The organism is Limnohabitans sp. (assembly GCF_017848645.1).
Classification (GTDB): domain Bacteria; phylum Pseudomonadota; class Gammaproteobacteria; order Burkholderiales; family Burkholderiaceae_C; genus Limnohabitans_A.
In genome coordinates, this window is sequence record NZ_JAFEIF010000036.1 from 21,206 (window position 1) to 41,520 (window position 20,315).

Genomic DNA, 20,315 nt, shown 5'->3' on the forward strand with positions numbered 1-20,315 from the left:
TCAGCTGTCGATTCTGTATGCGAGCGAGGTCTCAGCTCATTGAACAGAGACCAGAAAAGAGAACCATCATGACTGATCCCATCTCTAGTTTTCGCCGGGTTGCCCAAATGGACTCGTCCAATCGCCAAGTGTCTGCGAGGGCCCAGGAGCGGGCGTCTGACGCTGCGCCCGAAGGCCTCGCCAAGGTCTTGGCACCCCAGACCGACGAAGTCAAACTGAGCGCCGTTGCGCAAAAAGCCATGCAAGAGCCAGAATTCGACCGGGCCAAAGTCGAGGCCATCAAACTCGCCATTCAGCAGGGTCAATACCCTCTGGATACGCGCCGCATCGCCGAAAATTTCCTGGCCATTGAAAAAATGATCAAGGAATGAATCCGGTATGAGCCCCAGCCCAACACTGCCTGAGCTGAGTCCTCCAAACGGCACGATGGACGCCTTGCTCGCCCATGCGCCGGCGGATACGGCACGCCTGGCCGAGTTGCTGGCGCTGGAGTTCGAGGTGTTGAAAGCCCGTAATATGGAGGGCTTTGAGGCTTTGCAGGAAGAAAGAATTCAAGTTTTGCAGCGCTTGTCCCAAGTCGCCCAATGGGCGGCAGGTCTGGAGTCGGTGCCCGTGCTGTGGCAAAACCTCCAAGCCGAACTGCTGCAGTGCAAACAAGACCATTTGCGCAATATCCAGCTGCTCCAGCGACAGTTGCAAGCGGTCAAAGGTGCTTTGCAAGCCCTTCAAGGCGAGTCGGCTGCCACGGTCGATCTTTATGACCGCCTCGGTCAAGTCTCACGTCGCCACAAATCCAGCCCTTTTCTGGATGCCTGATCTTCTGCCCCATCGGGTTTGAGTTGTTCCCAGACCTGGTTCGCACTCACTTGGAAGCGCGACCGGCCGAAGGGGACCAAGGCGTGAAAGCCACGGCCGCAGCCGTCACCACGCCATACAGCAGCATGGCCAGCGCCACCAGCCCATAAAAATCGCCCGCTGTGCCCTGGTGTTGCGCCAGCCACCAGCCCGCACCCGCCACCAACACCAGCCGCACCGTGCCGGCCAGCACCGGGCCAATGACCTGGCCTGCACCTTGAGATGCGAAGTACAGCGTCAGGCCCAGGCCAAAGAAAGGGAAGGCCGGGCCGGCCGTCACCAGATATTGCCGCGCGTAGGCCAGCACCGCCTCGTCTTGCGTGAACAGGCGCGCCCACAGATCCGGCGCCAGCGTGACCACCGCACCGATCACTGCCAAGTTCAGGGCCGACACGCCAGCGGCCACCCAGGCCACGCGCCGCGCCCGCGCCACCTGGCCGGCGCCCATGGCCATGCCCACCATGGGCACAGCGGCCACGCCAATGCCAAAAGCGATCGGGATCAGCAAAAACTCCAGCCGCTGGCCGATGCCGTACCCGGCCAGTGCTTCGGTGCCCAGTTGCGCCAGCAGGCCGGTAAAAATCAGGATCGCCAGCACCGACTGCACCGGCGACAAGCAGGCCACCGCCCCCACCCGCAGGATGTCGACGAACAAAGCGCGCTGCAGCACAAAGCCCTGCAGGTGCAGCGTCAAGCGCCCCTGGCTGCGGACCAGGTACCACAGGAAATACAATACGCCTGCCGCGGTGGCCAGGATGTGGCCCAGCGCTACCCCCACCATGCCCAGGGCCGGCACGGGCCCGGCCCCCAGCGACAGCGCACCGCCCAGCACAATTTGCAAACCGGCGGTGGCCACCAGTGCCAACGAGGGCGCGCGCATGTTGCCCGTGCCCCGCACGATGGAGGCCAGCGTGTTGAGCAGCCAGACCAGGACGGCCCCGGCAAACAGCACTTGGCCGTATTGCACCGCCTGCAGCTGCACCGCACCCCGCCCGCCCAGCAGCGCGTAAAAGTCAGGGCCCCAGAGCAAAAAGAGGGCGCTGTAAATCAGGCCCGCACCCAAGCCAATGAGCAAGGCGTGTTGCACCAGGCTGTGCGCACGCACCAGGTCCGAAGCGCCCAGGGCTCGGCTGATGGCCGCCGACACGCCCCCGCCCATGGCCCCGGCCGACATCATCTGGGTGAGCATGGCAAACGGGAACACCAGGGCCATGGCTGCCAGCGGTGTGGTGCCCATGCGGCCCACGTAATAGGTTTCGGCCACGCCCACCAGCACCGTCATCACCATGGCCAACACATTGGGTGCAGCCAGGCGCAGCAAGGTGGGCAAGATCGGGGCCGTGAGCAGCCTTTGCAAATCAGGTGTGCTCATGTTGTGTTCAATCCAGAGGGCTTGGCTGGACTGGGGCAGGCGCTTGCAAGAGCTGGTCCATGGGCCACTGCAGCAGCTCGGCCAGGCGGCAGACCACCCAGCGCGCCTCGCCAGGCGTGACCACGGCGGGCGCGGTCAGCAGGCCGGCTTCGCATTGCGCCAGCACCAGCTCTTCGGTGATGCCGAGGGTGAACTGCATGTTGGCGGCTTTTTCCGTCAGCAGGTTGGCCAGGTCTTCGCACAGCTCGTAACGGGCGGCCAGATCCCGCTGGCCCAGCGTGGGCTTGATCTTGCCGGGCGGCACGTACAGGGCCATGAAGGAGGCGGGGATGTCGATCTGGAATTCTTGGGTCATGGTGTAGCAGGCGTTCTGGGTGTGAATTAACGCACAGACGCAGCGACCCTGTTTTTTTAAATTGGTGGCGACGCCGGTTTTTGGGTGCTTCTGTCGCGGTGGACGGAGCCGGGGCCGGCGCTTTGTCCCACTTTAAAAGGAATCTCTATGCGAAACACCTTGTCTGCCTTGACCCTTGCTGTGCTGGCGCTGTCTGCGGGCCTTGCTTTGGCGCAAGACCCTGGTGGACCGAAAACCCGTGAACAGGTGCGCGCCGAGTTGATGGAGGCGATCCGCACGGGCGACATGCCTGCCAACGACGAGACCGGACGCATGCTCAATGAGGTCAACCCGTCAGCCTACCCGCCCAAAGTGGTAGCACCTTGCAAGACGCGCGAGCAAGTGCGTGCCGAATTGGCCGAGGCGCGGCGCACGGGCAATATCCCGTCCACGGACGAGAGTGGCTGCCTGCTCAACGAAATCAACCCGTCGGCTTACCCGCCCAAGCCCGTTGTGCCATGCAAAACCCGCGAGCAAGTGCGCGCCGAACTGGACGAGGCCAAGCGCACCGGCAACATGCCTGCCCCTGACGAAAGCGGCTGCATGCTCAGGGACATGTACCCGGATTTGTACCCCAAGAGATAAATCCAGCATCCAGCACGCTGCCTCGTGAACGCCAGCTCATTGGAGGCAAGATAGCGTCGCAGCGTGCGCAGGCTCAGACTTTTTTGACAAATCCGCTTTTGAGTTGCATGGGACCGAAGCCATCGATTTTGCAATCGATGTCGTGGTCACCATCAATCAGCCGAATGTTTTTGACTTTGGTGCCCACTTTGACAACGGCCGACGAGCCCTTGATCTTCAAGTCCTTGACCAAGGTGACTGTGTCGCCGTCTTGCAGTGCATTGCCGTTGGCGTCTTTCCAGACTTTGACTCCTTCGGTGGGGGCGGTTTCGGCCGGGTTCCATTCATGGCCACAGCTGGGGCAAATCAGCAAATCACCATCGAGGTAGGTGTATTCGTCGTGGCATTGGGGGCAAGGGGGGAGGGTGCTCATGGGGTGTCTGCGGCTTCAAAGCTCGCCATTGTCGTCTTTTCAAAGCGGCGTTCAAACACGACCGGGCGGCGCATTCTGGCCCTGACGCGCAGGGCTCAAACCAGCAGCTGCCACACCAGCCCCAGCGCCGTGCACAGGCCCAGCAGTTTGAACACGCTCAGCTTTTTGCGAATCAACAGCCAAGTGGCCAGTACAGTCAGCGCGATGGCGCCCAAGTCGGGCAGCATGTGCCAGCCCCCGGGCAACCAGGTCTGGCGTGCAAACACGCCCGCCAGGTGCACGATCACGCCGATCACGGCCGCCATGATGCCTTGCAGCGGTCCAGTCAGCGAGGGCATGTGGCGTGTCGACTCGACCAGGGGGCCGCCCGCCAAAATGAATACAAAGGACGGCAGGAAGGTGAACCACGTCACCACGCAGGCCGCCACAATGCCGCCCAGCACAGGGTGACCGAACAAGGCCTGGCTGTGCCCACCCAAAAAGCCCACAAAGGCGACCACCATGATCAGCGGCCCAGGCGTGCTCTCGCCCAAGGCCAGGCCATCCATCATTTGGGCCGCGCTCAGCCAGCCGTACTGCACCACCGCCGCTTGTGTCACAAAGGGCAGCACCGCGTAAGCGCCACCAAAGGTGAGCAAGGCCGCTTGCGTGAAAAACCCACCCATGTGCGTGAGCGTGTGGCCCAGCCCGAACGCCAGCGCGATCAGGCCCAGGCTCAGCGCCCACAAGCCCACCCCCAAGGCCAAGGCACGCACCAGGCGTGGGTGGCTGTAGTGCGTGTGCGCGGGGGCGGGCGTGTCGTCGTCCAGCCAGGCGGTCGGGTGAGGTGTGGTTGGCGCTGCGCCTTGGTCAGGCGCTGGGACAGAGGTTTCGTGTGTCGGTGTGGTCCCTGTGGCCTGGCGCGACATGTGATAACCCGTGGCCGCTGCCAATCCAATGATCAAGGCGAAGGGCAGACCCCAGAGCATGCCGAGCAAGGAAAAAATGGCCAGCGCCCACAACCAGCGGGCCTTCAGGGTGCGCAGGGCCAGGCGGTGCGCCGCTTGCAGCACCAGCGCGGTCACGGCGGGCTTAAGGCCCCAGAGCAGAGCTTGGCCCCAAGGGTGCTGGCCCCAGGCGGTGTAGGCCCAGCTCAGCACCATCAGCAGCACCAATGAGGGCAGCACAAACAAGGCTCCTGCTGCGATGCCGCCGCGGGTGCCGTGCATCAGCCAGCCGGTGTAAGTGGCCAGTTGCTGCGCCTCGGGGCCGGGCAGCAGCATGCAGTAGTGCAGTGCATGCAGGTAGCGTTTTTCCGAGATCCAGCGGCGGCGCACCACCAGCTCTTCGTGCATCAGCGCGATTTGTCCGGCCGGGCCGCCAAAACTGATGCAGCCCAACCAGAACCAGAACTTCAGGGCTTCACGCCAGGTGGGCTGGGCACCGCCGCTGTCCTCAGGCGGAGCGTGCGGGGTGCCGCTCATGGCGCACCCCAACGTTCGCGAAAGGCCTGTGCAAAGCCGTGTGTGCCGCTCAGGCTCAAACTCAGCGCCATGGGGTGTGTCAAAAGCTGCGACAGCTCGGCCGCGTCCAAGTGAATTTGGCCCTGTTGCGCATCGAACACCAGACGGACATCTTGAGCGGCTTGGCTGCCAGGGTGACGCGTGGCTTGCAGGTCAAAGTCCCAATGTGCGCCGTCCTCCAGCGGGCCGGGGCCTTGTGCATCGAAGCCATGGGCCCAGGCCAGCACCTGTGCCACCTCGTGCAGCAAGGCGCTGTTGTGGCGCGGCTGCGGTTGCGCCAGCGCGTCCCAGCACACCACACCCTCGGTGTCTTCACTGCAGTCAAAGTCCAGCAATTGCAAATCCATCGGCCATGTCCTTTCCGGCGTTGTCTTTCCAGCTGCCCGATTGTCGCTGCCACAGGCGCTGATTTGGCAGATGGCTCACACGGTGGCGATGGGCGTGGCGGGCGAGCCAATGGCCCCGGGCAGCCGCAGCGGTGGCGCAGTCAGCAAAAAGCGGTGGCGGCCGTGCTCGCGCAGCCAGTTGGCCAAGGGCGTGAGGTGCCAGATCTCGCCCAGGTGCACGCCCAGCTTGAACAGACAATGCTCGTGCAAGGGCAAAGCCGCGCAGCTGCCGGGCCGGGGTGTGGCGGGCAAGCCCTCGACCGCGTAGTTGTCGGCGATCAGCGCCACCAGGCCCGTATCGGTGATCCACTGCAGCAGCCGCTCGTCGCGTCCTTCCAGCACGGCGCACGAGTTTTCCACCGCATGCGGGTTGGGTTGTTTGTTCATCTCCAGCAGCATCTGGGCAAAGCCCGTGTGCAGGCACACCATGTCGCCGGGCTCCACCACCACGCTGTCCTTGCGCATGATGTCCATCAGGAGGTCGTGACCCACCCGCACCCGTTCGCGGCCCAGGTGGGCATGCAGGTCGATCATCACGGCGCGGCCTTGCACGCAGCGCTCGGACATCTTCTCGATGCCCAAGGCTTTGGCAGAAGAGGTCGATTCGCGGGCGATCTCCGGAAAACCAAAAATGCCAGCCCCCGATCCACTGCTGGGCCCCACCACATCGGTGCCTGCGCGAAAGCCGTTGTAATACACCGGCTCGGGCACACCGTCGCCATTGGCGTCGAACATCGAGCCCACATGGGCCAGGCTGTCCCACTGGGTGCTGTACTGCAAGTGCATGATCACCAGGTCGTCGCAGACCACATCGGTGCAAACCGGGTCGTCACACCACAGCTGGTAGTTCATGTTGGGCTTGTCGCCGCGCAAGGTGGGGCGCAACACAGGTGGCTGCCTGCGGGGGTTGAGCACGTTGCCGCCTGGGAAATCCAGCGGCAGGCTCAGGTTGAAGGTTTGCCCCGTGCGCACCTCTTGCATGCCTTGCAGCACTTTGTTGGGCGTCAAAAGGTTCATGCGACCGCATTGGTCATCGGGCCCGAAGTCGCCCCAGTTAGAGCCCGGCGGGCGGTGTTTCCAGCGGGGAGAAGAAGACATGCCAGACTCCTGTGATGACGGCCCAAGCACAAGATGCGTGCTGTGCGTGGCTCACATCTTGTGCGCTGGACGGCGCGCTTTGTGTCACCGATCTGACTGCGAGCAGCTTGAATTCAACCAGGTCTGGTCTGGGTCGATCACTGAAGGCCCTGGCCTTGGAACTCGCGCCACAGCAAATACAGGCCGCTGCCCACCACCACCACGGCGCCCAGCACCACGGCCACGTCGGGCACCTGGCCAAAGACCAGCCAGCCGAGCACGGTCATGTAAAGGATCTGCTGGTACAAAAACGGCCCCAGTACCGCTGCCGAGGCATAGCGGTGCGCCACGGCCACAAAGTAGTGGCCAATGCCGCCACACAAACCTGCCAAGGCCATCACCGACCACTCCAGCAGCGTGGCCGGTTGTTGCCATTGCCACAGCGCCACGGGCGTGAGCACCAAGGTGGCCACCACCGCCGAGGTCAGCTGCGTCGTGGCCGGGTTTTCGCTGCTGGCCAGGTAGCGCGTCATCATGTTGAAGAGCGCGTACAAAATGGCATTGAGCGCCGAAAGCAAGATGGCCGGGTGAAAGCCTTGGCTGCCCGGGCGGATGATGACCAGCACGCCGGCAAAGCCCACCGCAATGGCCAGCCAGCGCTTGGCGTCCAGCCGCTCGCCCAGCCACCAGGCCGACAGCAGGGCGATCAAAACCGGCACGGAAAACTGCATGGCCCCGGTCTCGGCCAGCTGCAAATACTGCAAGGCCCAGAAGTTCAGGCCGGTCATGGCCGCCAGCATCAAGCCGCGCAGCAGCTGCAAACGCGGGTGCCGCCAGCGCAGCAAATCGCCTTTGACCGACGGGGCAAACACCGCGATGGAAAACAGCGAATGCGTGAGAAAGCGCATCCACACCACCTGCATCACCGGCAAGGTGAGCACCAGCCACTTGGCCGAAGCATCGAGCACCGCAAACATCAAGGTGGTGACCGTCACCAGCGCAATGCCGATGCGGCGGTGCCGGGCGCTGTCGCTGAAAAGCTGGCTCATGGGCTGGGTCAGATGCCGCCGGGCTCAGCGTTTGGGCGGTGTCTCCAGCCCGCCCGTGTAAAAGCGGTTGAAGGTGGGGGAGATGACCAATTCGTTGATGCAGGTGCGAGCGGGCATCTGCGCCACAAACAGGATGGCCTGGCCCATGTCCTCGGTCTGCACCATCAATTCGCGTTGCTCGGCAGACGGCGGCACGGGCCGCTTGTCCAGAATGGGCGTGGCCACTTCGCCGGGCAAGAGGGACGTGGCGCGGATGCCGTGTGTGCATTCCTCCATGTTGATGGACTCGGTCAGGGCCAGCACGGCTCGTTTGGTGGCGTTGTAGGCCGGGCCAGTGAGCTTGGATGCGTAAAGACCCGCCCAAGACGACACGTTGATGATCAAGCCGCTTTGCTGCTGGCGCATGGCGGGCAGAACCGCGTGCACGCAATAAAACAGGCCCGACAGGTTGATGGCCACCACATCGTCCCAAGCCTCGGGCGTGACCACGTCGAAATTGCGTTGCGTGGCATTGGTGCCCGCGCTGGTCACGAGGATGTTGATGCGCCCATGCCGGTCCAGAATCTGCTGCGCGGCCGCCTTGACGGCGTGCTTGTCGGCCACGTCCAGCAGCAGGGCCTCGGCACTGCCCAGGGCTTGCAGCGCCGCCAAAGCGCTGGCGTTGGTGGCGGCGTTGCGGCCCGAGATCACCACATGGGCCCCGGCCTGGGCCAGCGCCATGGCGCCTGCGAGCCCAATGCCGCTGCCCCCGCCAGTGATCCAGGCGATTTGGCCTTTAAGGGATGGGGTCATGGAGGGCTCCTGTTCAAGTGCTGGATGGGGACTGCCCGAGTGGGCCAATGCGGCCCATGGGGCACGCCGTGCCTGTATTTAAGCAGCCTTTGCGGGCTGGCCTGCTGCTCAGGTGACAAGGGGTGGTCAAGCGGGTAGGGCCCATTGTCCTGAACCGGCCCTCGATCCGGCCCGGGTATGAACATTCAGTTTGCGTATGATCCACGTTCCGAATGGATGGACAGAACATGAGCAATTTTGCAGCCCAGTTGAAAACCGAGATTTCTCGCATCGCCAAAAAAGAATCGCGCACACAAGCGGCGGTTCTGAAAAAGGCCCAAACCACCCACCGCGCCGAGATCGCTGATCTCAAAAGGCGCATCGCCAGCCTGGAAGCGGTGGTTCGCCGCTTGGGCAAAACAGCCGCTCGGCCCATCGCGCCCCCTCAAGAAGAGGACGAGGCCCAGGGCCTGCGTTTTCGGGCCGATGGCTTTGCGTCCTTGCGCAAGAAATGGGGTTTGTCGGCGGCGCAGATGGCCTTGTTGCTGGGGGTGTCCAACCAGTCCGTCTACCACTGGGAGACGGGCAAGTCCAAGCCCCGCGCGGCGCAGCTCCAGGCCATCGCGGCCGTACGCAAGCTGGGTAAAAAAGAGGTGGCGGCGCGGCTGGCGCAGCACGCCACTGAGCCGGCCGAGGCTTGAGGATTTGAGTCACCCAAGGGCTAGCCCTTATTGCCCCTGTTTGGGCTTCTGATCAAAATGAGTTGCATGCTGGGCATGGCCCGTGTCTCATTTCATCCGGAGCAAATTCATGGACTGGTTAGACCTATCGATCATGCGCCTGCGCGGTGTCGCGCAAGGCCGCACGCCTGAAACCCATTCACTCACGGAAGCCCTGCAGGGCAAATACCACTACACCATCGGCCCCTATTCAGACCCGGTGTTGAAGGTGCGGCCTGGCGACTGCATCGTGGTGGAAACCCGAGACGCTTTTGAGGGGGCCATCAAGACCGAGCAAGACCTGCCGTCTCGTGTGTTGACCATGCCCTTTGTCAACCCGCAAAACGGCCCCATCATGGTCGAAGGAGCGGAAAAGGGCGACGTCATCGCGGTGCACATCAAGTCCATCCGCCCGCGTGGCCCCAACCCCCGAGGCACCTGCTGCATGATCCCGCAGTTTGGTGCCCTCAGCGGTACATCCTTGACCGCTTTGCTCTCCGATTCATTGCCTGAAATCGTCCGCAAAATCGATGTCGATGAAGACGGTGTGTATTGGAGCAAACGCGTCACCTTGCCCTACAAACCGCACATTGGCACCTTGAGTTGCTCGCCCGAGATCGACTCCATCAACACCCTCACACCCGATGCCCACGGCGGCAACATGGACCTGCCCGACATGGGGCCGGGCAGCATCACTTATTTGCCGGTGCAAACAGCGGGCGGCAGGCTCTTCATTGGCGATGCCCATGCCTGCCAGGGCGATGGTGAGGTGTGTGGCACGGCTGTGGAGTTTGCCAGCACCACCACCATCGAGGTGGACCTGATCAAGGGCTGGCAAATCGATTGGCCACGGCTGGAAAACGAAGCCGTCATCATGGCCATTGGCAGTGCACGGCCGCTCGAAGATGCCACCCGCATCGCTTACCGCGAGTTGGTGTTGTGGATGGAGGCTGAATATGGCTACGACCGCTGGGACGCCTACATGATGCTCAGCCAATGTGGTCAGGTTCGGCTGGGCAATTTTGTCGACCCCAAATACACCGTGGGTGCGGCCATCACCAAAAAATACCTCGCGCCTGAGGGCGTTTGAGCGCCATCAACACAGCGCGTTGTGCTGCCAATTTTTTCAACTGAAAGGGGAACCCCATGGATTTAGGACTCAAAGGCCGCACCGCTTTGATCACGGGCGGCACCAAAGGCATTGGCCAAGCCATTGCACAAACCTTGGCCGCCGATGGCGCGCACGTGGCCATTTGTGCCCGCAATGCAGCCGAGGTGGAGCAAAGCGTTCAAGAGTTGGCCCGCCATGGCGTCAAGGCCTTTGGCCGCGCTGTGGATGTGGGCGATGGCGCAGCTTTGCAAGCCTGGGTGACGGATGCGGCCGCCGCTTTGGGCGGCATCGACATTGTGGTGGCCAACGTCAGTGCCCTGGCCATCAGCAACGATGAGAACGGTTGGCAACAAGGCTTTCAGGTGGACATGATGGGCACGGTGCGCTTGGTCAATGCCGCCATGCCTTTTTTGGAGAAAAGCAGCCACGCCTCCATCGTCACCATCTCCAGTGTTTCAGGTCGGGAGATCGATTTTGCGGCGGGCCCTTACGGCGCTTTCAAGGCCGCCATCGTGCACTACACCCAAGGTCTGGCTTACCACTTGGCGGGCAAGCACATCCGCGCCAACAGCGTATCGCCAGGCAACACCTATTTCGCGGGCGGTGTGTGGAATCAGATCGAGGTGGGCAACCCTGAGCTGTTCAAACAAGCTTTGGCCATGAACCCGACAGGCCGCATGGCCACGCCCCAGGAAATCGCCAATGCCGTGGCTTTCCTGGCCAGCCCGGCGGCCAGTTTTGTGACGGGCACCAACTTGGTGGTGGATGGTGCCTTGACCAAAGGCGTTCAGTTGTGAATGCGGGCTTGGGCTGACGGGCGGCCCAAGCCTTTCAGGCTCTTACAATATGGTCCTTGGGCTGAGGGCCTGCAACTTCTGGCCTGCAAGACCGCGCGTTTTCAGTGACGCCCTTCGTTTTGGTTGTAGCGCATGATGCGCCCGTGTCGGCCTTCTTTGTCGCGCTCGATGTCGTAGCAGTCGCCAGCAGGTCCGGTGCGCCGTGCCAGCAAGGGGGTCAAAAGGGCGTGGTCCTGCGCATCGAGGCGCAAGGCTTCAATGCGTTGCGTGGCTGGCAGGTGGCGCGTTGAGGTGAAGCCCATGATGGCGCTGCCCACTTGGGGGCGGTCAATCACCCAGCGCGTGGCCACATCACCCAGGCCCACACCATGGCGCGTGGCGATGGCCTGCAAGGCTTGCAGCAGTTCCTGAAACAGGTCCCAGCCGCCAAAATCTTCGATGATCAGTTTGTACTTGGTGTGTGAGCGGTTGGCCAGAGGCTCCGTGGGCTCGGCTTGGTTCAGCCAGGCATCGCTGAGCAGGCCGCCAGCCAAGGTGCCGTAGCACAGCAGTTGCAGACCGCGCTCCTTGCACAGCGCGACCAGGCCTTGGTCGGGGCGGCTGTCCAGCAAGGAGTACTGCACTTGCGTGCTGACCAGCGGAATGCCCGCGTCCAGGATTTCGCGGGTCACGGCGGTGTTGAAGTTGGTCAGACCCAGGTGCGCGATTTTGCCTTCGCGGCGCAGATCGCTCAGGATGCCCAAGGCTTCGACATAGCCCGGTTGGGCCAGGTTCCACCAGTGAAACTGCACCAGGTCCAGCTGCGCCACGCCCAGGCGTTCCAGTGAACGGTCGATGATTCCGGTGAGGTAGGCGCGGTCGCAAGATGTCAGCCGGTCGTAGTCGGGCACACATTTGGTGTGTACCTGAAGCTGGGTTGCCAGTGCGGGGTGTTCGCGCCGAAACCGGCCAATCAAGGCTTCCACGCCGATGTAGTGGTCAGCGCAGTCAAAGGTGGTGAGACCGGCCTCTACGAAGGCGGCCATGTCTCGCACGGCTTGCGCCTGATTGACCTCACCGTGGCCGCCCGCCAGGTGCCAGCAGCCTTTGATCAGTCGGGACGCACGGTAATTCGGTGCCAGCTCGGTGGTGGAAATGCTCATGGGGTTTTGTCGGGGTCGTGTGAAGGGTTGGCCAAAGGCTCTGCGGTGACGGCCGCGTGGTTGAACGACCGAGTGCCGCAGCGCTTGATGACAAAGCGGGCCTTGCAATTCGGATCGGGGCAGGCCACGCGGGCGTCTGTGCTCATCCAGTCGTTGGGGTGGCAGGGGCGTTGCTTGGCAGGCAGGATGGGCAGCAGCGCCGCCAGGGTGTAGATGGACCAGCTTTGCCCCGGCGGAAAATGCAGCTGCTCACCATGCAGCTCGAAGTGGTCGCCGGCTTTGGCCTTGCACCAGCAAGGACCATCGCCTTCCCACTCCACCCGCAGGTCGAACAATTCAAATTGGTCGTTGCCTGCGGGCGGGCTCATTTGGTCACGCCCAACTCGCGCGACACGCTGGTGATGAGGCCACGGTACTCGTCCAGCGCTTGTTTGGCGGCAGGCGATTTCTTGCCAGCCTCTGCCAGCCATTCGTCCTGCACAAAAGCCAGCTTGGTGCGCAGCTCTTGCAGCAGGGGGCCTTGCACGGGTGTCACCTTGACCCCGGCAGCGGCCAGTTGGCGGTCGGCGTCGTCTTCCTTGGCCTGCCAGACGGTGGCAAAGCGGCGAACCATGGCCTCACCCGAGAGCTTTTCAATGGCTGCGCGGTCGCGCGCCTCCAGTGCTGCCCACTTCGCGGCGTTCACCACCACGAACTGGCTGGAATGCGCAAAACCGCCCGGCACATACGACGCCGTGGGCATGTGCTGGGTCATCTTGAAGGCCACCACGGTTTCCTTTTGCTGGAACATGCCCTGGATCACGCCTCGCGAGATTTGCTCGTAAGCTTCGGACAGCGGCGAAGAGATGGGCGTCATGCCGAGCGAGCGGGTGATTTTTTCGACCGTGGTGCCGGGCACACGGATCTTGATGCCACTGACCGCGTTCATGGAGGTCAAGGCATTGGCCTTGGTGAACAGCTGGTAGGAGCCATTGGTCCAAAGACCCAGCAGCACCGTGCCCTCGTGTTCGTTGGCTTGTGCAAAGTGCTTTTGGTAGGTGCGCCAGTAAGCCAGCGAGTTGACCACCGCGTGGTCGGTCGTGAAAGGCAGCTCGCCCATTTCGGTGAACTTGAAACGGTTGGGCGTGTAGGCATGCACGCTGAATGCAATGTCGGCCACGCCGTTTTTGACCAAGTCAAAGTGAGCTGGCGGCGCACCCAGTGCGGGCAGCACCTGAATCTTGACCCGCCCTTCGGTGGCCTTTTCGACATCGGCGGCCCAGGGCTGGATCATTTCGGTGACCACGTGGTGGGTCGGTGGCAGCCAGTTGGAAAAGCGCCAGACGGTTTGGGCTTGCGCTGCCAGGGCGAGACTGCCCAGCGCAGTGATGAGCAAGGACTGGCGCAGAAAACGAGGGGTGACCATGGGAAAGCTCCTTGGGTTGAGGGTGTTGGAGGGGACGAAGGATTTTTGAAAAGAATCAGGTGATGGAGGGCAGCCACAGCGCAAGGGCGGGCACAGCGAGCAAGATGCCCAAGCGAATCACGTCTGCCGCCACAAAGGCGCTGGCCCCGCGAAACACCACATTCAGCGGGACCGATGGAATCTGGCTGGCGAGCATGTACACGTTCATGCCCACGGGTGGGGTGATCAGTGCCACCTCGATGAGGGTGACGATCAGCACACCGAACCAGATCGGGTCGATGCCGTAGCTGACCACCAGGGGAAACACAATGGGCAGGGTCAGCAACAGCATGGACATGCTTTCCAAAAAGCAGCCCAGCACCAAATACATGGCACAAATGATGAGCAGGAACTGCATGGCCGACAGGTCCATGCCCTGAAACACGCCGCCCAACCAGGGCGTGAAGCCCGAGATGGTGATGTACTTGGACAAGACCAAAGCCCCGATCAGAATGAAAAACAAGCTGGTGGTGGTGACGGCGGTCTCGCGCAGCACCTGCACCAACATCTTGCGGGTCAGTCGCCCGCGTGCCAGCACAATCGCAAAGGCACCCGCAGCGCCGATGCCCGCCGCTTCAGTCGGGGTGAACCAGCCGCCGTAAAGCCCGCCAATCACCAGACCGAACAACAGGGCCACACTGCCGATGCCGCGCAAGGAATGCAGGCGTTCTGTCCAAGTGCTGCGCTCGCCTGCCGGGCCCGATTCGGGGTGACGCCAGGTGTAGACCATGACCGCGCCCACGTACAACAAGGCCCCCAACAGGCCGGGCAGCACACCGGCGATGAACAGCTTGCCGATGTCGGTCTGGGTCATGATGCCGTAGACCATGAGGGCCACGCTGGGCGGAATCATGATGCCCAAAGTCCCGGCCGAGGCGATGCAGCCCGTGGCCAGCGCATCGCTGTAGCCGTAACGCTTCATCTCGGGGTAGGCCACACGCGTCATGGCCGCTGATGTGGCCAGGCTGCTGCCACAAATGGCCGCAAAACCCGCGCAGGCCAGCACGGTGGCTATCGCCAGGCCGCCACGCAGATGCCCCACAAAACGGTAGGTGGCGCGGTACAACTCGCGCGAGATGTCCGCTTCGTTGATCAGGTTGCCCATCAGGATGAACAAAGGCACCACCGTGAGCGAATAGTTGTTGACGGTGCTGAAGGCCGTTTCACCGACCATGAACAAGGTGGGGCTCCAACCCAGGACACTCAGGCAGCCGACCACGCCCGTGACCAGCATGGCCACGGCAATGGGCACTTCGAGCGCAATCAGGGCCAGCATCACGGCCAGTGCGATCAAGGTGGCGGTCATGGAGCGATCCCGACACGTCGCTTGGACCAAAAGACCATCACCGCAGAAAGCGCCATGCTCACCGCCCCAAATCCGGCCACCCACGACAAGGGCACTTCGATGTAGGGTGCCCGGTCACCCGCTGCGCCGACACGCAGCATGTATTGAAACAATGCCCAGGCCAGATAGGCCAAAGCCAGGCAGGACAGGATTTTGCGCAGTTCGCGCAGCACGCGCGCCAGGCCCTTTGGCGCACTTCGCCACATTTGCAAAATGCCAGCGCGCACATGGTCGTCCTGCGCGGTCACCAGGGGCAAGGTGGCATAGACCAGCAAGCCCATGAGCAAGGCCGTCAATTCGTAAGCCCCGGTGATGGGGCGGCCTGCGATGCGCAAAACCACATCCAGAAAGGCCACAGCGGCCATGGCCGCGAGCACCCATGAGGCCACATGGACAAACCACAAAGCGGGTCGCGGTGCTGCTGCGGGCAGGGGTTCGGATGGGGCTGATTTCATGCGTTCACCATAATGTGATCACATAATACGGCATGCCTCTTGAATAAAGCAAGCGTGGATATACTGCCCCATGGCCCGACCCCGACGTGATGCCCCCAGTCCAGAATCCTTGCGATCCCCGATGCCGGTGTTGCGTCCGGTCTCGCGCGACTCGGTGCAGGATCGCATTTATGCCGAACTCTCAGACGCCTTGATTTGCGGTCGCCTGCAGGGCGGGCAAACCCTTCAGATCAGGGACTTGGCCGAGGCCTTTCACACCAGTGTGATGCCCGTGCGCGAGGCCTTGCGGCGCTTGGTGGCCGAGGGTGCTTTGGAGTCCGCAACGCAGCGACCCGTTCGTGTGCCACACCTGTCGGTTCAGCGACTCGACGATATCCACCAGGCCCGGCTTTTGGTGGAAGGGCACGCGGCTGAAATGGCGGCCGTGCGTGCAGATGATCATTTGTTGGCCGCACTTGAATTGGCCGATGCCGAGTTTTCACGCGCGCTGCAAACGGGTGATGTCGAGGCCGAATTGCAGGCCAATCGGCGCTTCCATTTCACGCTGTATGAGGCGGCTCAGTCACCCACATTGCTGTCCATGATTCGCAGTTTGTGGCTGCAAAGCGGTCCTTATGTGCGGGTGGCCGTGGCCCATCACAAGCCCGAGCAGGGCGCACCACGGACTTTGCACCACCATGGCCTGATGCAGGCATTGGCCCAAGGAGACGCGCAAGCCGCTCGACGGGAACTGGAGGCTGATCTGGATTGGGCCTGGCGCTTGATGCAAGGCCAAGTGGGCCAACAGGCAGAGGCATCTGGCCCCATGTGAAGCGCCCAGTAAAAAGCCCACCTTTTGGGTGGGCTTTTTGCTTTGTTGATTTGGCTCCTCAACCTGGGCTCGAACCAGGGACCTACGGATTAACAGTCCGGCGCTCTACCGACTGAGCTATTGAGGAACAGCTTTGAATTATAGAGCGATTTTTAGTCTGTTTTGAGAGGGGCCGCAGATTTTTTGAAAATCATGCAGCCCTGGTTTCAGAAGCTGGCCTTGACCGCCACACGCAGTGTGCGCGGTGCGCCTGCATACAGGTAGTAGTGGCCATATTGCTTGGGCGACTCGCGCCAGTAACGGCGGTCGGCCAGGTTGTCGATGGCCAGCGTCCACTGCGTGCGCGTGCCATGGATGCGCGTGTCGTAATGTGTGGCCAAGTCGAGCGTGGTCCAGGCGGGCAGTTGGATGACGCCATCCTCGGTGACGCGGCGTGTGCCTTCGTGGTTCAAGCGCAAGCTGCTGCGCAGACCGGGGACGCCTGCGAAGCGGTATTGCCCCATGGCGCGCAAACTCATGCGCGGCACGTTCAGGGCACGTTGGCCGTTCACGCTGGGGTCAATCTCAGCCGCTTGACGCTTGGCATCGGTCCAGGTGGTGGCGATGTCCCATTGCCATTGCGCCTGGGTCAGGCCTGCCGACAACTCAAGGCCTCTGTGGCGGGCTTGGCCGTCGATTTTTCGGGTGCAGGTGTTGGCCTCGTCGCAAGCGCCTTCGTCGCCCGCCACGGGGCGGGTGATGTCAAACCAGCTCGCTTGCCAGCGCGTGCGTGCCCATTGGCCTTTGACGCCGATCTCAAACTGCTCGCTGCGCAGCGCGGGCAGGGCTTGTCCGGCGTTGGTGTAGCGGCTGCGGTTGGGCGCGACGTCGGTTTCAATGCCTTCGCCGTAGCTGCCGTAGACCAGGTAGGCGGGCGTGATCTGGTGTGTCAGGGCCAGCCAGGGGGTGTTGAAGCTGCGCACGTCTTGCACCGCGCGGCTGCCATCGGTGCGCTCGCTGGCGCGGTTCAGGCGTGTGTGGCGCAAGCCTAGCCACAGGGCGGTTTGCGCGCTCAACTCGATGCGGTCGCGCAGAGCGATTTCGGTGGTGTATTCGCTGCGCTGGGTGTTCAGGTCACCGGGTGTGGGCTGGGCCTCGGGGCTGTCGGATGTGCCGTCGATGTTGCCCGTGCCCGCCCAGTTATAGGCTTGCATGGCCGAGGGGCGGTCCAGCAAGCGGCTGCGCATGATGCTCAGCCCCAGGTGGTGGCGCAGACCGGCCAGTTGCGCGGAGCCATGGAGTTCGCTTTGCAGCGCATCGCTGCTGCGGCGTTCGTTGTCGCTGCGGTAGTCGTAGAGGTCAAAGCCGCCGTTGCTGCAGTACTTGTCGCCAACCCAGTCGCCACTGGGCGTGGTGCAGCCAAAGGCATAGCTCAATCGGTCGTCGGTGCGCAAGCGTTGTGCGCCGTATTGCGTGGTCCACAACCAGCCGCCGTCGAGGTTTTGCTTGAAGCGCAAGCTGCCCGTGGTGCCCGCAAAAACGCCGGGCACCGACCAAACCTGTCGCGTGATGTTGCGCTGGCCATCGACGGTGGCTGGCAGGGAGGGCACACCGTTGAGCGGGTCGGTCGCATTGGCCAACAAGCTGTATGCGTTCACGCCCATTTGCTGGCGTTCGCTGCGCTCGATTTCCCACTCCAAGCGGCTGTCAGGCGTGAGCCGCCAGTCCATGGCCAAGGCGAAAAGGTGGCGGTGGCCTTCGGTGTTTCGGATGTACGGGTCCAGGTTTTCATAGGCGGCGTTGAAGCGGTAGCCCAGTGCCTGGTCCTGGCCAAAACGGCCGCCCAGGTCCAGCGCGATGCTGCTGCTGTGGCCCGGGCCGAAACTGGCGCTGACATCGCGCACGGTGGTGTTTTGGGCCGAGGGCGGGCGTTTGACCACGTAGTTGACCAAGCCGCCCGGGGCGCTGGTGCCCGCCTGAATGCCGCTGGTGCCTTTGAACAACTCGATGCGTTCCTTGTTGTCCATTCCAATCATGGTTTCGGCCGAGATCGGCAAGCCTTCGCGGCGGTAGTTGTAGCGGTTGTCCAGCGTGTAGCCGCGCACGCTCAGGCTGTCCCAATAGGCGGGCGAGTTGTAGCTGTCGGCCACGCTGGCATGGAGGCGCAAGGCATCCGACACGCGTTGCGCACCGATGTCTTGTAGGGTTTGCCGATCGATGGTGACGGCGCTGAATGGCGCCTGGCGCAGCGGCACATCGCCAAAGCCGCTGACCTGTGAGGGCGCGGTGTCGGTGATGGTGATGTCGGTCAGGCCTTGTGCGGCGAGCCCGGTGGCGCTCAAAAGTGCGATGGCGCTGGCAACGTGGGTGGCGCGACAAGCCAGGCGGCCGGTAGACCGGCGCGAGCGAGATGAAAAGATGGGCGAAAAAAATGCCACGACGTTATTCCTTCAACGTTATGGCAGGTCGGCTGACTGGGAACGTCATGCGGCCGAAACCGGACGCCGTTCTTTTGACAAGCTTCCCTGCGCGAGGATTACCTCAATCAGGTTCAAAGGGACTTTCTCAGTCGATGGCCTTGCAGCCACCAACACCCCTAGCGAATGCGCCGCAGGATCGCGGCGCGGTGTGGATTCTAGGCGATGCCCAAACGCTGGTGCAGCAGCGTGGACGTTGTCGTGTATTGCAGCAGGGTCTTTTCCTCGGGCCGCATCAGGGCCACGGCACCGAAGGCGGCCAGCGTGGCTTCGTGGAAGCCGCAGAGGATGAGTTTCTTTTTGCCGGGGTAGGTGTTGATGTCACCCACCGCAAAAATGCCGGGCTCCGAAGTCCCGAAGTTCTCGGTGTTGACCACCAGTTGTTTGCGCTCCATGGCCAGGCCCCATTGCGCCACGGGCCCCAATTTGGGCGACAGGCCCAGACAGGTTTGCAGCACATCCAGGCTCAGCCATTCGGCTTCGCCTTGCGGGTTGAGCAGTTCCAGCGCTTGCAGGCGGCCAGCATCGGTGCGCAGACCTGTGGGCTGACCGGCCACAAAGCGCATGCGGCCCCCGCTGCAGGCTTGGCGCATTTGCGCGGTCAAGGCCGGGTCGGCGCTGAACTGATCGCGGCGGTGCAGCAACGTGACGCTCGCGGCGGCTTGCGGTCCTTGGCACGCATCCAGGCAGGTTTGCAAAGCGCTGTCGCCGTCGCCCGCCACCACCAGGTGCTGGCCTGCCCAGCTCTGGGGCGAGGGGTGTTCGGCAAAAACTTGTGTGCCTTCAAAAGCCGCCAGGCCATCGAGCACCATGCGGCGCGGCACAAAAGCACCTACGCCCGCAGCGATGAACAGGGTGGTGGTGCGAAACGTCTGGCCTGCGCTGGTGGTCACCAGCAGGCGCTGATCGGGCAGGCGCTCGATGCTGCCCACTTGCTGGCCCAGGTGAAGGGAGGGTTTGAAAGGGGCGATTTGTTGCTGCAGGCGCTCGATCAGTTCGAGGCCGGTGCAAAACGGGATGCCCGGGATGTCGTAGATGGGTTTTTGGCCATACAGTTCGGCGCATTGGCCGCCCACATGGGGCAGGGCGTCGACGACATGGCTGTGCACCCCTTGCAGGCCCAACTGAAAGACCTGAAACAGGCCCACGGGGCCTGCGCCAATGACCAACGCGTCGGTGTCGATGGGGGTGGTCATGGGGGCGGCTTGCGATAAAAAAGGGCCGAGAATTTGGGCCGAATGGTTCGGCCCTTGCAAAGCTTCAGCGGATCAGCTCGGCCAGCTTGCCGGTCTTGTCTTTCCATTCGTCGGCGTTGGGCATGGGGGTTTTGCGCTTGGTGATGCTTTTCCAGCCGGGCAAGAGGGCCAGCTCGGCGTTCAGCTTCGTCATGTGCTGCTGGTCGGCGGGCAGGTCTTCCTCGGCAAAGATGGCGTTCACGGGGCACTCGGGGATGCACACGGCGCAGTCGATGCACTCATCGGGGTCGATGGTCAGAAAGTTGGGGCCTTCGCGAAAGCAATCCACAGGGCAGACGTCCACACAGTCGGTGTATTTGCACTGGATACAGGATTCGGAAACAACGTGGGTCATGATGGACTTGGAGTGAAGGAGTTTTGCGCAGCCAAACCACGC

At 62.6% G+C, this 20,315-nt stretch carries 23 protein-coding genes, 1 tRNA gene and 1 riboswitch; of the genes, 7 read left to right on the plus strand and 17 right to left on the minus strand.

Going from position 1 to position 20,315, the window contains the following annotated elements:
• Nucleotides 1–68 precede the first annotated feature (68 nt).
• Together flgM and QZ190_RS08370 are read left to right on the plus strand one after the other, a co-directional pair.
• A complete protein-coding gene (flgM, locus tag QZ190_RS08365; RefSeq protein WP_291915312.1) occupies nt 69–371 on the plus strand; it encodes a flagellar biosynthesis anti-sigma factor FlgM in 303 nt (100 codons plus the stop codon).
• Between the two features lie 7 nt (nt 372–378).
• The gene (locus QZ190_RS08370; protein WP_291915313.1) at nt 379–816 is read left to right on the plus strand and encodes a flagellar protein FlgN; all 438 of its coding nucleotides are present in this window, start codon (nt 379–381) and stop codon (nt 814–816) included.
• Between the two features lie 46 nt (nt 817–862).
• Here the strand turns inward: QZ190_RS08370 and QZ190_RS08375 are convergent, their stop codons facing one another.
• Together QZ190_RS08375 and QZ190_RS08380 are read right to left on the minus strand one after the other, a co-directional pair.
• The gene (locus QZ190_RS08375; RefSeq protein WP_291915314.1) at nt 863–2,227 is read right to left on the minus strand and encodes an MATE family efflux transporter; all 1,365 of its coding nucleotides are present in this window, start codon (nt 2,225–2,227) and stop codon (nt 863–865) included.
• A 7-nt stretch (nt 2,228–2,234) separates the two neighbouring features.
• Complete coding sequence (locus tag QZ190_RS08380; RefSeq protein ID WP_291915315.1) at nt 2,235–2,582, minus strand: ATPase with chaperone activity; 348 nt, start codon at nt 2,580–2,582, stop codon at nt 2,235–2,237.
• Nucleotides 2,583–2,741: 159 nt separating this feature from the next.
• On the opposite strand from QZ190_RS08380, the gene QZ190_RS08385 reads away from it, so the two are divergent.
• Complete coding sequence (locus QZ190_RS08385) at nt 2,742–3,206, plus strand: DUF4148 domain-containing protein (protein ID WP_291915316.1); 465 nt, start codon at nt 2,742–2,744, stop codon at nt 3,204–3,206.
• A 73-nt stretch (nt 3,207–3,279) separates the two neighbouring features.
• On the opposite strand, the gene QZ190_RS08390 is transcribed toward QZ190_RS08385, so the two are convergent.
• The 6 genes from QZ190_RS08390 to QZ190_RS08415 form a co-directional block, all read right to left on the minus strand.
• Nucleotides 3,280–3,618, minus strand: coding sequence for a zinc ribbon domain-containing protein YjdM (locus QZ190_RS08390; RefSeq protein ID WP_291915317.1), 339 nt, complete (start codon nt 3,616–3,618; stop codon nt 3,280–3,282).
• 95 nt (nt 3,619–3,713) lie between these two features.
• Entirely contained in the window at nt 3,714–5,081 is a 1,368-nt protein-coding gene (chrA, locus tag QZ190_RS08395; RefSeq protein WP_291915318.1) for a chromate efflux transporter, read from the minus strand.
• On the minus strand, nt 5,078–5,467 hold the full coding sequence (locus tag QZ190_RS08400; RefSeq protein ID WP_291915319.1) for a hypothetical protein: 390 nt from the start codon (nt 5,465–5,467) through the stop codon (nt 5,078–5,080). Before QZ190_RS08400 ends, chrA begins: the two co-directional genes overlap by 4 nt.
• A gap of 75 nt (nt 5,468–5,542) precedes the next feature.
• Nucleotides 5,543–6,604, minus strand: coding sequence for a cyclase family protein (locus tag QZ190_RS08405; protein ID WP_291915320.1), 1,062 nt, complete (start codon nt 6,602–6,604; stop codon nt 5,543–5,545).
• A gap of 137 nt (nt 6,605–6,741) precedes the next feature.
• Entirely contained in the window at nt 6,742–7,632 is an 891-nt protein-coding gene (locus QZ190_RS08410; protein WP_291915321.1) for a DMT family transporter, read from the minus strand.
• Nucleotides 7,633–7,656: 24 nt separating this feature from the next.
• Complete coding sequence (locus tag QZ190_RS08415; protein ID WP_291915322.1) at nt 7,657–8,424, minus strand: SDR family oxidoreductase; 768 nt, start codon at nt 8,422–8,424, stop codon at nt 7,657–7,659.
• Between the two features lie 227 nt (nt 8,425–8,651).
• On the opposite strand from QZ190_RS08415, the gene QZ190_RS08420 reads away from it, so the two are divergent.
• From QZ190_RS08420 to QZ190_RS08430, 3 genes are all read left to right on the plus strand, one after another.
• Nucleotides 8,652–9,104: a helix-turn-helix transcriptional regulator gene (locus tag QZ190_RS08420; protein ID WP_291915323.1), complete on the plus strand. Its 453-nt coding sequence runs from the start codon at nt 8,652–8,654 to the stop codon at nt 9,102–9,104.
• 109 nt (nt 9,105–9,213) lie between these two features.
• Nucleotides 9,214–10,212 (plus strand): acetamidase/formamidase family protein, encoded by a 999-nt coding sequence (locus QZ190_RS08425; RefSeq protein WP_291915324.1) that lies wholly within the window; start codon nt 9,214–9,216, stop codon nt 10,210–10,212.
• A gap of 56 nt (nt 10,213–10,268) precedes the next feature.
• Entirely contained in the window at nt 10,269–11,030 is a 762-nt protein-coding gene (locus tag QZ190_RS08430; protein WP_291915325.1) for an SDR family NAD(P)-dependent oxidoreductase, read from the plus strand.
• A 101-nt stretch (nt 11,031–11,131) separates the two neighbouring features.
• On the opposite strand, the gene QZ190_RS08435 is transcribed toward QZ190_RS08430, so the two are convergent.
• Genes QZ190_RS08435 through QZ190_RS08455 form a run of 5 tightly spaced genes read right to left on the minus strand, consistent with a single transcriptional unit; the run spans nt 11,132 to nt 15,416 of the window.
• Nucleotides 11,132–12,172, minus strand: a complete 1,041-nt coding sequence (locus QZ190_RS08435) for an aldo/keto reductase (RefSeq protein ID WP_291915326.1) — start codon at nt 12,170–12,172, stop codon at nt 11,132–11,134.
• Nucleotides 12,169–12,540 (minus strand): TIGR04076 family protein, encoded by a 372-nt coding sequence (locus QZ190_RS08440; protein ID WP_291915327.1) that lies wholly within the window; start codon nt 12,538–12,540, stop codon nt 12,169–12,171. Before QZ190_RS08440 ends, QZ190_RS08435 begins: the two co-directional genes overlap by 4 nt.
• Nucleotides 12,537–13,577, minus strand: coding sequence for a TRAP transporter substrate-binding protein (locus QZ190_RS08445; protein WP_291915328.1), 1,041 nt, complete (start codon nt 13,575–13,577; stop codon nt 12,537–12,539). The genes QZ190_RS08440 and QZ190_RS08445 overlap by 4 nt, the downstream gene beginning before the upstream one ends.
• 55 nt (nt 13,578–13,632) lie before the next feature.
• The gene (locus QZ190_RS08450; protein ID WP_291915329.1) at nt 13,633–14,922 is read right to left on the minus strand and encodes a TRAP transporter large permease; all 1,290 of its coding nucleotides are present in this window, start codon (nt 14,920–14,922) and stop codon (nt 13,633–13,635) included.
• Entirely contained in the window at nt 14,919–15,416 is a 498-nt protein-coding gene (locus QZ190_RS08455; RefSeq protein ID WP_291915330.1) for a TRAP transporter small permease, read from the minus strand. The genes QZ190_RS08450 and QZ190_RS08455 overlap by 4 nt, the downstream gene beginning before the upstream one ends.
• Nucleotides 15,417–15,537: 121 nt before the next feature.
• Between QZ190_RS08455 and QZ190_RS08460 the strand changes: the two genes are divergently transcribed.
• Nucleotides 15,538–16,227, plus strand: a complete 690-nt coding sequence (locus QZ190_RS08460) for a GntR family transcriptional regulator (protein ID WP_291915331.1) — start codon at nt 15,538–15,540, stop codon at nt 16,225–16,227.
• A 51-nt stretch (nt 16,228–16,278) separates the two neighbouring features.
• Here QZ190_RS08460 and QZ190_RS08465 read toward each other — a convergent pair.
• From QZ190_RS08465 to fdxA, 4 genes are all read right to left on the minus strand, one after another.
• A tRNA-Asn gene (locus tag QZ190_RS08465) sits at nt 16,279–16,354 on the minus strand.
• A 79-nt stretch (nt 16,355–16,433) separates the two neighbouring features.
• Complete coding sequence (locus QZ190_RS08470; protein WP_291915332.1) at nt 16,434–18,644, minus strand: TonB-dependent siderophore receptor; 2,211 nt, start codon at nt 18,642–18,644, stop codon at nt 16,434–16,436.
• A 67-nt stretch (nt 18,645–18,711) separates the two neighbouring features.
• Nucleotides 18,712–18,814, minus strand: a riboswitch (TPP riboswitch).
• Between the two features lie 27 nt (nt 18,815–18,841).
• Complete coding sequence (locus QZ190_RS08475) at nt 18,842–19,879, minus strand: NAD(P)/FAD-dependent oxidoreductase (protein ID WP_291915333.1); 1,038 nt, start codon at nt 19,877–19,879, stop codon at nt 18,842–18,844.
• Between the two features lie 64 nt (nt 19,880–19,943).
• Nucleotides 19,944–20,273, minus strand: coding sequence for a ferredoxin FdxA (fdxA, locus tag QZ190_RS08480; RefSeq protein ID WP_291915334.1), 330 nt, complete (start codon nt 20,271–20,273; stop codon nt 19,944–19,946).
• Nucleotides 20,274–20,315 lie beyond the last annotated feature (42 nt).